We start from the raw sequence: 13777 nt of genomic DNA, 5'->3' as shown, positions 1-13777 counted from the left end.
TATAATTTTATTAATTATAAAATTAAATTTTTTATTTAAATTATTTAAAATAATTTAAATATACATAAATATTTTATGTATTTATATAAAATAAATAAATTAAAAAATTTTAAATAATTAATTTTATAAAAAAAAATTAAATAAAATTTATAAAAATGGAAAAAATATACTTATTCCACTTAATATTAATATTCCTCCAAAAAAACGATTTTGTATTTTTTTAACTTTAGATTTATAAATTAAATTTTGAATTTTATTTGCAGCAAACGCATATAAGTACATAATAATAGTATCTATAATAACCATAGTTAATATAATTAAAATTAATTGTTTAAATAAAGAATAATTTGATAAAATAAATTGAGGCATTAAACTTAACATAAAAACAATAATTTTTGAATTAGTTATTGTAGTAATAAATCCAGAAATAAAAAGTTTTAACTTATTTAATGAATAAAAATTTATATTATTATTTATATTAATAATAGGTCTTTTCCATGTTATGTATCCAGTATATATTAACCAAATTGATCCTATAATTTTTATAAAAAATATAGCTTTATTAGATAATAATATTATCCCTGTACTTAATCCAATAGTAATTAAAATAATTATAAGTGCTATTTCTTGTCCAAGAATAGCATAACTAGTTTTTTTTAAACCTTGACTTAATCCATAATTCATTGCTTGTATAGATCCAGGTCCTGGAGATAATGATATAAAAAAAGAAATAATAAAAAAAGAAAACCAAGTTGTATAACACATGGAATCTTTTTCTCCTAGTAAAATAAATTTTCAATACAAAAATTTATTATGATTAAATTAATTAATATTTTTAAAAAAAATTTTATTTATTTTTTTATTTTTAATTTTAAATTTAAATAATTTTAAAAAATTTTATATTTATTATTTATAATAACAAACATTTCTTTTTTTTGATAGAATATATATAATTCTTTTAAAATATTAAAAAATATAATTTTTATTAAAGTATTTAATTTTATGTTTTTATAAAAAAATTCAATATATAAGTTAATTAAAATTTTTAAAATTATTTAAATATATTAAAATTTAATTTTAATTTATTAAAAAATTTAATAAAAATAATATTATTAAATATATATAAAAATATAACATATATAAATATGTATTATTTATATTTTATTAAAAAATTATTTTAATAAAATCATTAATTTTTTAATAAATATTTTAAAAATATATTATATATTTTTTAAAAATTTTTTCAAAATAATTTAATTAATTAAATTATATTTTTTTAAAACATTAAATTTTAATTTTAAATTAAATTTAAATACTATTTAAATAATATAAACATTTAGAGAATTTTTATGAAAATATTAACTATAAAAGAAATTTTTAAAAAAAAAACATTAATTAATAAAAAAATTTTTATTAAAGGATGGGTTCATACTCGTAGAGATTCTAAAAAAGGATTTTCTTTTTTAAATATATATGATGGATCTTGTATAAATTCTATTCAAATTATTGTTAATAATAAAATAAAAAATTATAAAAAAGATGTATTAAAATTAACAACAGGATGTTCAGTTTCTGTTATAGGAATAATAATAAATTCTATTGGAAGAGAACAAAATATTGAAATTAAAGCTTATTCTATTAAAGTTATAGGTTGGATAAATAATCCAGAAACATATCCAATATCTTCTAAAAAACATAGTATGAATTTTTTAAGAAAATTTTCACATTTACGTCCTAGATCACGTATTATTGGATCTGTTTCTAGAATTAGACACACTCTTTCATATGAAATACATAATTTTATGAATAAAAATGGATTTTATTGGATATCTACTCCATTAATTACTTCTTTAGATACTGAAGGATCAGGTAATATGTTTAATATATCTACATTAAATGAAAATAATATATCTTATAAAGATAAAAATTTAATTAAAAATAATTTCTTTGGTAAAGAATCTTTTTTAACAGTTTCTGGACAATTAAATGCAGAATCATATGCTTGCGCTTTATCAAAAGTTTATACTTTTGGACCAACGTTTCGTGCTGAAAAATCTAATACTAGAAGACATTTATCTGAATTTTGGATGATTGAACCAGAAATAGCTTTTGTTTCTCTTAATGAAATTATTTTATTTGCTGAAAATATGTTAAAATATCTTGTTACATCTATTTTAAATCAAAGAGAGGATGAAATTAATTTCTTTTCAAAATATTGGAAAATTGATTTAATATATAGATTAAATAAATTTATTAATGATAAATTTATTCAAATAGAATATTCTGAAGTAATAAAAATTTTACAAAAAAATTATAAATTATTTAATAAGAATATTCGTTGGGGTGAAGATTTATTTTCTGAACATGAACGTTTTTTATCAGAAAAATATTTTAATTCTACAATAATAATAAAAAATTTTCCTAAAAATATTAAAGCTTTTTATATGCGTTTAAATGATGATAATAAAACTGTTGCTTCTTTAGATATAATATCTCCTGGAATTGGAGAAATAGTAGGAGGTTCTCAAAGAGAAGAACGTTTAGATTTTTTAGATAAACAAATTAATAGTTTTAAGTTATGTAAAAAAAATTATTGGTGGTATAGAGATTTAAGACGTTATGGAACTGTTCCTCATTCAGGATTTGGTTTAGGTTTAGAAAGATTAATAATGACTATTACAGGTATAAAAAATATTCGTGATACTATACCTTTTCCAAGAACTCCATATAACATTAATTTTTAATTTTAAAATTTTATATAAATTTTAAATTATTATTTAAAAATTAAAAATTTTTATATATTTAAATATTATTAATAATATTTAAATATATTTTTATAAAAAAATATAATATAACTATAAATTATAAATATAAAAATTATATAATATTTTATATAAATTTTTTAAAAAATATTTTTTATAAAAATAAATTTTATTAAAACTTTTATTAAAATTATTATAAATTAATTCATTCTAATATAATGGAGAAAATAATGATAAAATTAGGAATTATCATGGATTCTATCAAATCAATTAATTTTTTTAAAGATTCTAGTTTAGCAATTTTACTTCAAGCTCAAAAAAGAAATTATGAAATATATTATATGGAAATAAATTCTATTTATTTATATAAAAGCACACCTAAAGCTATAGCAAAAATTATTAATGTAACAAATAACTCTAAAAATTGGTTTAATTTTTATGAAAAAATAGATATTTGTTTAGAAACTTTAGATGTAATTTTAATGAGAAAAGATCCTCCAGTAAATAATGAATTTATATATGTTACACAAATTTTAGAACATGTAGAAAATAAAGGAGTATTAGTTATTAATAAACCAAGTAGTCTTCGTAATTATAATGAAAAAATATTTATATCTTGGTTTGAAAAATATATTCCAAATACTGTTGTATCTTGTTCTTATGATGTTTTATATGACTTTTTACAAAAAAATAATGATATTATAATAAAACCACTAGATGGAATGGGTGGTATATCAATTTTTAGAGTTACAAAAAATGATTATAATATTTCAGTAATTATTGAGCAAATAACTAATTTTGGTAAACAATTATGTATGGCTCAAAAATATATTCCTGAAATAACTTTAGGAGATAAAAGAATTTTAATTATTAACGGAAAACCAGCTCCTTATTGTTTATATAGAATACCTAAAAGTGGAGAAACAAGAGCAAATATTGCTGCTGGAGGATATGGAAAAGTAAAAAAATTATCTAAAAATGATTGGAAAATTTCTAATGCAATATCTCCATTTTTAAAAAAAAATGGATTATTTTTAGTTGGATTAGATATAGTTGGAAACTATTTAACTGAAATTAACATTACTAGTCCTACATGTATTTGTCAAATAGAAAAAGAATCTTCTATATCAATTACTAAAATGTTATTAAACTCTATTGAAGAATATTTAGATATATAGAAATAATGCTTTATAACAATTTAAAATTATTAATAATATTATTATGAATTTACAACATCATTTTCTTATTGCAATGCCTTTATTACAAGATCCTTTATTTAAAAAATCGGTTATTTATATTTGTGAACATAACAATGATAATATAATGGGTATTATTATTAATAAACCATTAGAAAAATTTACAATTAATGATATAATTAAAAAATTATCAATAATACCTTCTAAAAATAATTTAAATTCTAAATTAAATTATCCAGTATTTTCTGGAGGACCATTATCAGATGAAAGAGGATTTATATTACATACTCCATGTAATAAATTTAATTCTAGTATTAATATATCATCTGATACTATGATTACAACTTCTAAAGATGTATTAGAAAGTATTGGAACAAAAAAAGAACCTAAAAATATTTTAGTAGCTCTTGGATATTCTGGATGGAATACAAGTCAATTAGAACGTGAATTATTAGAAAATTCTTGGCTTACAATTCCTGCTAATAATAATATTTTATTTAAAACTCCAATTGCTTATAGATGGATAGAAGCAGCAAAAATTTTAGGTATAGATATTAATAAAATTTCTAATCAATTAGGTCATGCATAATGTCTTTATTATATGCCATATCTTTTGATGTAGGTTCAAAAAATATTGGAGTAGCTGTTGGACAAAATATTACTCGTACTGCTAAACCTATAAATAGTTTAAAAGCAATTCATGGAATTCCTGATATAAAAAAAATAAAAAAATTATTTAATATATGGAATCCAAATATAATTATAATTGGATTACCATTAAATATGGATGGAAGTATACAAAATTCTATAAATTTATATATTAATAAATTTATAAATTTTATTAAAAGAAATTTTAAAATAAAAATAAAATTATGTGATGAAAGATTAACTACTATAGAAGCTCGTTCTAAAATATTTAAATTAAAAGGATATAAATATTTAAAAAAAAGTAAAATAGATTCTGAATCCGCATCTATTATTCTTGAAAATTGGTTTAATAAAAATATTTAAAAAAAATATTTTAATTATTATAATTTTTAAAATTTTATAAAAAAAATAAAATTTATTTAGAAAATAAATATAATATTTTAATTTTTTATAAAAAACTTAAAAAATAAAAGAGCCATTTATAATAGGCTCTTTTTAAAAAAATTAAATTTATAAAATATATATAATTAAATTTATATATAAATATTTAAAAATTTTATAAAATAAATAATATTTTTATTTTTTATTATTAAATAAACGTAATGATATTAAAAATATATTAATAAAATTTAAATATAAATTTAATGCACCTAAAATAGAAAATTTTTTAAGTTGATTTTTATTATTTATAGAATTTTGTATTATAAAATATTTAATTTTTTGTGTATTATAAGCAGCAAGAAATGTAAAAGTTATTATATTAAAATAAGTAATTATCCACATTAAAAATTTACTATGCATTAATAAATTTATTATAGATCCTATTAAAATACCAATAATTGACATTAATAATAAACTTTCAAAATTTCTTAAATCTTTTTTTGTAAAATAACCATATATTGTCATAATTCCAAACATAAAAGAAGTAGAAATAAAAGCATTAAATATAGAAGTATATGTATATAAAATTATAATACTTGATAAAGTTAATCCAGTTAAAACAGAATATAACATAAATAAAAATGTTGCTAATTTACTGTTAAGATATTGAATTTTATTAGAAATAATCATTACTAATATTATTTGAATCATTATTAAACTAATAGTTGTATAATTATTATAAAAAATTAATTTTAATAAATATGGAGTATGGTATGTATACCATGAAACAAAAGATGTTAAAATCAATCCGCATGTCATCCATCCATATACTTGTACTATAAATAATTGTACTAAACTTTTTGTTTTTTTTAAAGTTGAATGATGAGAATGAAAAAATCGATTCATTATTTGTATCCTTAGTATAAAATATATCAAAAAAATAAAATTATATCATATGATTATATAAAAATAATAATATTTTTATTATATAAATAATTTTTAATTTTTTTAAATATTTTATAAAAAATTTAAAAATATAATTATTTTATTTAAAAAAAATAAAATAATTAATAATTAAATTATTAAAAATTATTTATTAATATAAATTAATTTAATTTATTTAGTAAAATTTATAAAAATATTGTACAATAAATTTATGAAAAATTTATTAATTTTTAGAAATCTTGGTTTAGAATATTATTCTAAAACTATAAAAAAAATGTATTTTTTTACTAAAAATCGTAATTATCATACAAATGATGAAATTTGGTTTGTGCAACATCCTAAAGTTTTTACTCAAGGAAGATCTTGTAATAAAAATGATAATATAAATTATTATAGTGATATTCCTATATATAAAAGTAATAGAGGAGGAAAAATAACATATCATGGTCCTGGACAACAAATTATTTATTTTATGATAGATCTTAGAAGATTTTTAATTAAAATTAGAACTTTATTAAATATTTTAGAAAAAATAATTATATCAACTTTATTAGATTTAAAAATAATTAGTAATAAATCTTATGATTCTCCTGGAATATATGTTAATAAAAAAAAAATATGTTTTTTTGGTTTACAAATAATTAATGGATGTTCTTTATATGGTCTTTCATTAAATGTTTGTATGGATCTTAAACCTTTCTCATATATTAATCCATGTGGTCAAATAAATTTAAAAATAACTCAAATAAAAGATTTTAAAAAAAATATAAAAATTAAATATGTTCAAAATTTATTATTAAATAAATGTTTATTTTTTTTAAAAAATTAAAAAAATATATTAATTAATAATTTATATATATAAACATATTAAATAAAATTTTTTAAAATTATTAAAATTTTATATATAATTATATTTATATTATAAATATAATTTTTATTTTAAAAAATTTTGTATAAAATTAATATGTATGTTATATATAAATATTTTAATAAATATATATAAATTATTTTTAATAAATATAAATAATATTAATTTTTTTATTAAAAACATAAATTAATTATTAAAATTATTAAATAATAAATATTAATTTAATTTTTTTTTAAAAAAATTTATATAAAATTTTAATTAACATAAAATAAATATATCAAATACTATTAATGAAATTAAAAAATAAATCAATTAAAATTAAAAAATTAAACATAAAAAATATATCTAGTATTCCTAAGCCATCATGGATTAAAACTAAAGCAATTTTAAATACAAAAAAAATAAAATATATTAAAAAATTAATTAAGATTAATAATCTTAATTCTGTATGTGAACAAGCATCATGTCCTAATTTAACTGAATGTTTTAATTATGGAATAACTACTTTTATGATACTTGGATCAATATGTACAAGAAAATGTCCATTTTGTAATATAAAAAATGGAAGACCTAAAAATCCAGATATAAATGAACCAAAAAAAATATCTTATATTATTAAAAAAATGAAAATAAATCATGTAGTAATTACATCAGTAAACAGAGATGATTTACATGATAGAGGAGCTTATCAATTTTATAATTGTATTAAATATATTAGGATAAATAATCCTTCTGTAAGCATTGAAATATTAGTACCAGATTTTAGAAAAAAAATAGATTATGCATTAAAAATTATTAATATGAGTCCACCAGATATATTTAATCATAATTTAGAAAATGTTCCACGTTTATATAAAATTATTAGACCAGGTTCTAATTATAAAAATTCATTAAAATTATTATTAAAATTTAAATTATATAATCCTAATATACCTACAAAATCTGGATTAATGTTAGGATTAGGTGAAAAAAAAGAAGAAATTTTAAATGTAATGAATGATTTACGTTGTCAAGGTGTTACTATGTTAACGTTAGGTCAATATATGCAACCTACTAAAAATCATTTACCTGTTAAAAGATATATTTCTCCAAAAGAATTTATTTATATAAAAAATAAAGCAAAAAAAATGGGATTTATAAATGTTGCATCTGGACCATTTGTTAGATCTTCTTATCATGCAGATTTGCAATTAAAAGGAATAGAATTTTAAATTCTATAAAAATATTTTAATAAATATTTAATTTATTTAAATTTTTATATAAATTATATTTTAAATATACTTTATTTTTAATAAAAAAGATTAATTTATTTAAAAAATTAATTTTAATTTATTATTATTAAATAATAATAAGTTTATTAAATAATTATTTTTTAAATAAATTAATATTTTTTTATTTATATATAAAAAATTATTTAAATATTTAATTTAAATTAAATTTTATTATATAAGGATTTTAAATGTTAAAAAATTTTATTAAATTATCTAATTATGATAATAAAATATGGAAAATTTTAAAAAAAGAAAAAATAAGACAAGAAAAAAATATTAATTTAATAGCTTCTGAGAATTATGCAAGTATAAATGTTATGAAAATTCAAGGATCAATTTTAACTAATAAATATGCTGAAGGATATCCTAAAAAAAGATATTATCAGGGATGTAAATATATTGATATTTTAGAAGAAATAGCAATAAAACGTGCAAAAAAACTTTTTAATTCAGATTATGCAAATGTTCAACCACATTCTGGATCTCAAGCAAATATGTCCGTATATATGGCTTTATTAAAGCCAAATGATACTATATTAGGAATGAATTTATCTCATGGTGGACATTTAACTCATGGATCTTCAATGAATTTTTCAGGAAAAACATATAATTTTATACATTATGGAGTAAATAATAATGGAAATATAGATTATGAAAATATTCTTTTTTTAACAAAAAAATATAACCCTAAAATGATTGTAGGAGGTTTTTCTTCTTATTCTGGCTTAATTGATTGGTCTAAATTAAGAAAAATAGCTAATAAAGTAAACGCATATCTTTTAGTAGATATGTCTCATATTGCTGGTTTAGTAGCAGCTGGAATTTATCCAAATCCTTTAAAACATGCACATATAGTTACAACTACAACTCATAAAACATTATCTGGTCCAAGAGGAGGTTTAATTCTTTCTAATCAAAAAGATAATATTTTTTATAAAAAAATTAATTCTTCTGTTTTTCCTGGTATCCAAGGTGGTCCTTTAATGCATACTATTGCTGCAAAAGCAGTTGCTTTTAAAGAAGCCATGGATCCTAAATTTAGAATATATCAAAAAAATGTTATAAAAAATGCAAAATATATGGTAAAAGTATTCAAAAAAAGAAAATTTAAGATAGTTTCTAATAAAACAAATAATCATTTATTTTTAATAGATTTATCAAATAAAAATATTACAGGAAATAAAGCTAGTATATTATTAGAATTAGCAAATATTATTGTTAATAAAAATATCATTCCTAATGATACAAAAAATTCTTTTATAACTTCAGGTATAAGAATTGGAACACCAGCTATTACAAGAAGAGGATTAGGATATAAAGATTCAAAAAAAATTGCAGAATATATATGTGATATATTAGAAAATATTAAAGATAATTATATTATAAAAAATATTAAAAATAAAATTTTAAAAATTTGTTATAAATATCCAATTTATAAAAAAATTTTTTAAAAAAATAAAAAATATAAAATTTTAAATAAAATATTTATATATAAAATTTAATTTTATAATTAATAAGTTTTATTTTAAGTAAATATTATTAATAATATTTAAAATAAATATTTTTACAATGGATTTTTTTATGAAAATTAATGGTATCTTAAAAGATTTGAAAATAAGAGGATTAATTTCACAAATTACAAATATTAATTCTCTTTATATAAAAATAAATAAAAAACCAATTACTTTATATTGTGGATTTGATCCTACTTCTGATAGTTTACATTTAGGACACTTAATTCCTATATTATGTTTAAGAAGATTTCAATTATTTGGACATAAACCAATTATATTAATTGGAGGAGCTACTGGAATGATTGGAGATCCTAGTTTTAAAATAAATGAAAGAATATTAAATGATAAAGATACTATATATTTATGGACTGAAAAGATAAAAAAACAATTTTTTAATTTTTTAGATTTTGAATCTAAAAAAAATAGTGCAATTATATTGAATAATTATAATTGGTTTAATTCAATGAATTTATTAAGTTTTTTAAGAAATATTGGAAAAAATTTTTCTATTAATAAAATGATTAATAAAGAATCAGTAAAAACAAGAATTATTAAAAATAATATAGGAATATCTTTTACAGAATTTTCTTATAATTTATTACAAAGTTATGATTTTGCTTATCTTAATAAAATGTATAATGTTTGTTTACAAATAGGAGGTTCTGATCAATGGGGTAATATTACATCTGGAATTGATATAACTTATAAATTATTTAAAAATAAAGTATTTGGTTTGACTGTTCCTTTAATTACAAATAAAAATGGTACTAAATTTGGAAAAACAGAAAAAAATACAATATGGTTAGATCCTAAAAAAACTAGTCCATATGAATTTTATCAATTTTGGATAAATATTAATGATGATGATGTTTATAATTTTTTAAAATTTTTTACATTTATTGATGTTTTAGATATAAATATTATTAGAGAAAAAAATTATAATTTAAATATTTTATTAAAATATAAAAAAATTTTAGCAGAAGAAATAACTAAAATAGTACATGGAAAAAAATCATTAAATTCAATAAAAAGAATTATTAAAAGTTTATTTTATGGATCAATTGAAAAGTTAAAAGAAAAAGATTTCATTAATATAATGAAAAGTGGAATTCCTTTAACAATTTTGAAAAAATCTATTAGTTTAAAAAGATTTTTAGTTTTTTCTAAAATTTCAAAATCTTTAAGTATATCAAAAAGACTTATTGAATCATATGCAATATCAATTAATGGAAAAATAATAACAAAAATTGAATATATATTTAATGATAAAGATAGATTATATAATAAATACACTTTAATAAAAAAAGGAAAAAAAAATTATTTTTTAATATATTGGAAAAAATAATTTATAAAAATTATATATTTATTTAATAAAAATTATGAGATAATATTAATAAAATTTTAATAAATTTATTTAAAAAAAAATTTTTATTATAATAAATAATTTATTTTTTTATATTTATTTATATAATTTCATATAAAATTATATAAATCTTATATATAAAAAATTTTTAAGTTAAATATATATTTTTAATAAATTTAAAATTAAAATATTTTAATAATTAAAATATTAAATATTTATTTAAAAATTTAATAAAAATTTATTTTTTATATATAATTTTTTATAAAAAAATTTAAATAAATATTTATAATAAAATATTTAATTTTATTTAAAAATTTATAAAAAATTAAAATATAAAATTATATATAAATATTATTTTTTTTGGAGAAAAAATGAAACGTGTATTTATTTTAATATTAGATTCTTTTGGAATTGGATCATCTGCTGATGCAATTAAATTTGGAGATTTAGGATCTAACACTTTAGGACATATTTCTGAATATTGTCAAAATGAATTTTTAAATAAAAAAAGAAAAAATATATTAAAATTACCTAATATGGTTAAACTTGGATTATTAAAAGTTTTAAAAAAATCTTCCGGTATATTTCCAATAATTGGAAAAAATAAAAAATCTAATATTGTTGGAGCATATTCTTATGCTCAAGAAATTTCTTCTGGTAAAGATACAACTTCAGGTCATTGGGAAATATCTGGTGTTCCAATTCTTAATAACTGGGGATATTTTATTAAAAATAAAAATAGTATTCCTAAAAAAATTTTAAATAAAATAATTATAGATTATAATTTACCTGGATTTCTTGGAAATTGTCATGCTTCTGGAACAGATATAATTAATAAATTAGGTATAGAACATATTTTTAGTAAAAAACCAATTATTTATACTTCAAAAGATTCTGTATTACAAATAGCATGTCATGAAAAATTTTTTGGATTAAAAAATCTTTATAATTTATGTAAAATTACAAGAAAAATACTTACAGATGGAAATTATAATATTGCTAGAGTTATTGCTCGTCCATTTTTAGGAAATAAACCTGGAGAATTTGAAAGAACTAAAAATAGATTAGATATATCTATGATTCCTCCAGAAGAAACAGTATTACAAAAATTTATAAATGAAAAAAATGGAAATGTAATAGCAATAGGAAAAATTTCTGATATTTATGCAAATGTTGGAATAACTAAAAAAATATTATCTACAGGAACAAAAGATCTTTTTCAATCAACTATTAATGAGATAGATAAATCAAAAAATAATACATTAATATTAACTAATTTTGTAGATTTTGATTCACTTTATGGACATAGAAGAGATGTATATGGCTATGCAAAAGAATTAGAAATTTTTGATTCTCTTTTACCAAAATTAATAAAAAAAATTAAATCAAAAGATATGTTAATTATTACATCAGATCATGGATGTGATCCAACATGGCATGGAACTGATCATACAAGAGAATATATTCCAATATTAATATATGGATTAAATATAAAACCTGGATTTTATGGAAAAAGAAAAACATTTGCAGATATTGGACAAACTGTAGCAAATTACTTCAATTTATCACCAATGAAATATGGACAAAAAATTTTATAAAATATTTAATATAATTCTTATAAATTTTATTTAAATATTATTAAAATTTAATTTATAAAAAATATATAATAAAATTAATTAATATTTTTTAATAATTAAAAATATTATTTTATAAGGATTTTTTATGTCAACACCACATATTAATGCAAAAAAATGTGATTTTTCAGATGTTATTTTAATGCCAGGAGATCCATTAAGAGCAAAATATATTGCTAATACATTTTTGAAAAATTCAAAAATAATAAATGAAGTTAGAGGAATGTTAGGATATACAGGATTTTATAAAGGAAAGATGATATCAGTTATGGGACATGGAATGGGAATTCCTTCAGCAATGATTTATGTTCAAGAACTTATTACTCATTTTGGAATTAAAAAAATTTTAAGAATTGGTTCATGTGGAGCAATAAAATCTAATATTTCTATAAGAGATATTATTATTTGTATGGGAGCTAGTACTGATTCTAAATTTAATAGAATTAAATTTAATAATAATGATTATTCAGCTACAGCTGATTTTTATATGATGAAAAATGCAATAAATTCTGCTAAAAATAATAATATTCCTATAAAAATTGGAAATATTTTTTCTACTGATCTTTTTTATTTTTATAATAAAAAAAAAATAAAATTTTTAAAAAAATATGGAATTCTAGGAATAGATATGGAGTCTTCTGGAATTTATTCTATTGCATCAGAATTTAATGCAAGTGCTTTAACAATATGTACAGTATCTGATCATTTATTAACTGGAGAAAAATTAAGTTCAAAAGATCGTCAAAATACTTTTAATGATATGATATATCTATCATTAGAATCTTTACTTTTAGATAAAAATTAAAAACTTATTTAAAATAAATATTTTTAAAAAAATTAAATTTATTAAAAATATTTATTAAAATTTATTTAATAAATAATTAATTTTATAAAAAATTTTATTTTTTTTAAAAATATAATTTTTATAAAAAATTTTATTTAAAAATAAATATTGATATATATAAAATAAAAGATATATAATAAAATAGGTGAGATGGCCGAGAGGATTAAGGCGTTCCCCTGCTAAGGGAATATATATTTTAATATGTATCGAGGGTTCGAATCCCTCTCTCATCGAAAATTTTAATAAAAATATTTGCATCCGTAGCTCAGATGGATAGAGTACTCGGCTACGAACCGAGCGGTCAGAGGTTCAAATCCTCTCGGATGCATAAAAATAAAATATAATTTAATA

The 13777-nt window shown here is 17.2% G+C and carries 12 protein-coding genes and 2 tRNA genes; 12 read left to right on the top strand and 2 right to left on the bottom strand.

From position 1 onward, the window contains the following. Positions 1 to 147: 147 nt before the first annotated feature. Positions 148 to 765 (bottom strand): LysE family translocator, encoded by a 618-nt coding sequence (locus AB4W47_RS01475; RefSeq protein ID WP_367670512.1) that lies wholly within the window; start codon positions 763 to 765, stop codon positions 148 to 150. 584 nt (positions 766 to 1349) lie between these two features. On the opposite strand from AB4W47_RS01475, the gene asnS reads away from it, so the two are divergent. From asnS to ruvX, 4 genes are all read left to right on the top strand, one after another. Further along, positions 1350 to 2744 (top strand): asparagine--tRNA ligase, encoded by a 1395-nt coding sequence (asnS, locus tag AB4W47_RS01470; RefSeq protein ID WP_367670511.1) that lies wholly within the window; start codon positions 1350 to 1352, stop codon positions 2742 to 2744. A gap of 233 nt (positions 2745 to 2977) precedes the next feature. Next, entirely contained in the window at positions 2978 to 3940 is a 963-nt protein-coding gene (gshB, locus tag AB4W47_RS01465; RefSeq protein WP_367670780.1) for a glutathione synthase, read from the top strand. 43 nt (positions 3941 to 3983) lie between these two features. Continuing rightward, on the top strand, positions 3984 to 4547 hold the full coding sequence (locus tag AB4W47_RS01460; RefSeq protein WP_367670510.1) for a YqgE/AlgH family protein: 564 nt from the start codon (positions 3984 to 3986) through the stop codon (positions 4545 to 4547). Beyond that, positions 4547 to 4969, top strand: coding sequence for a Holliday junction resolvase RuvX (gene ruvX / locus AB4W47_RS01455; protein WP_367670509.1), 423 nt, complete (start codon positions 4547 to 4549; stop codon positions 4967 to 4969). The genes AB4W47_RS01460 and ruvX overlap by 1 nt, the downstream gene beginning before the upstream one ends. Before the next feature lie 213 nt (positions 4970 to 5182). Here the strand turns inward: ruvX and AB4W47_RS01450 are convergent, their stop codons facing one another. After that, positions 5183 to 5893, bottom strand: coding sequence for a Bax inhibitor-1 family protein (locus AB4W47_RS01450; RefSeq protein WP_367670508.1), 711 nt, complete (start codon positions 5891 to 5893; stop codon positions 5183 to 5185). A gap of 250 nt (positions 5894 to 6143) precedes the next feature. Between AB4W47_RS01450 and lipB the strand changes: the two genes are divergently transcribed. The 8 genes from lipB to AB4W47_RS01410 all read left to right on the top strand — a co-directional run bounded on the left by lipB (position 6144) and on the right by AB4W47_RS01410 (position 13754). Beyond that, complete coding sequence (gene lipB / locus AB4W47_RS01445) at positions 6144 to 6761, top strand: lipoyl(octanoyl) transferase LipB (protein ID WP_367670507.1); 618 nt, start codon at positions 6144 to 6146, stop codon at positions 6759 to 6761. A gap of 329 nt (positions 6762 to 7090) precedes the next feature. Continuing rightward, the gene (gene lipA / locus AB4W47_RS01440; protein WP_367670506.1) at positions 7091 to 8011 is read left to right on the top strand and encodes a lipoyl synthase; all 921 of its coding nucleotides are present in this window, start codon (positions 7091 to 7093) and stop codon (positions 8009 to 8011) included. Between the two features lie 248 nt (positions 8012 to 8259). After that, positions 8260 to 9522: a serine hydroxymethyltransferase gene (gene glyA / locus AB4W47_RS01435; protein WP_367670505.1), complete on the top strand. Its 1263-nt coding sequence runs from the start codon at positions 8260 to 8262 to the stop codon at positions 9520 to 9522. A gap of 130 nt (positions 9523 to 9652) precedes the next feature. Next, on the top strand, positions 9653 to 10930 hold the full coding sequence (gene tyrS, locus AB4W47_RS01430) for a tyrosine--tRNA ligase (protein WP_367670504.1): 1278 nt from the start codon (positions 9653 to 9655) through the stop codon (positions 10928 to 10930). Between the two features lie 389 nt (positions 10931 to 11319). Next, positions 11320 to 12546 carry a phosphopentomutase gene (locus AB4W47_RS01425; protein WP_367670503.1) on the top strand — a complete coding sequence of 409 codons (1227 nt, stop codon included), beginning with the start codon at positions 11320 to 11322 and terminating at the stop codon, positions 12544 to 12546. A gap of 124 nt (positions 12547 to 12670) precedes the next feature. Further along, the gene (gene deoD / locus AB4W47_RS01420; protein ID WP_367670502.1) at positions 12671 to 13387 is read left to right on the top strand and encodes a purine-nucleoside phosphorylase; all 717 of its coding nucleotides are present in this window, start codon (positions 12671 to 12673) and stop codon (positions 13385 to 13387) included. Between the two features lie 183 nt (positions 13388 to 13570). After that, positions 13571 to 13659, top strand: a tRNA-Ser gene (locus AB4W47_RS01415). 21 nt (positions 13660 to 13680) lie between these two features. Beyond that, a tRNA-Arg gene (locus AB4W47_RS01410) sits at positions 13681 to 13754 on the top strand. The last annotated feature ends 23 nt before the right edge of the window (positions 13755 to 13777 follow it).

This window comes from Sodalis-like secondary symbiont of Drepanosiphum platanoidis (assembly GCF_964059955.1).
In the GTDB taxonomy this organism is placed as follows: Bacteria; Pseudomonadota; Gammaproteobacteria; order Enterobacterales; family Enterobacteriaceae.
This window is presented reverse-complemented; position numbering and strand designations above follow the sequence as displayed.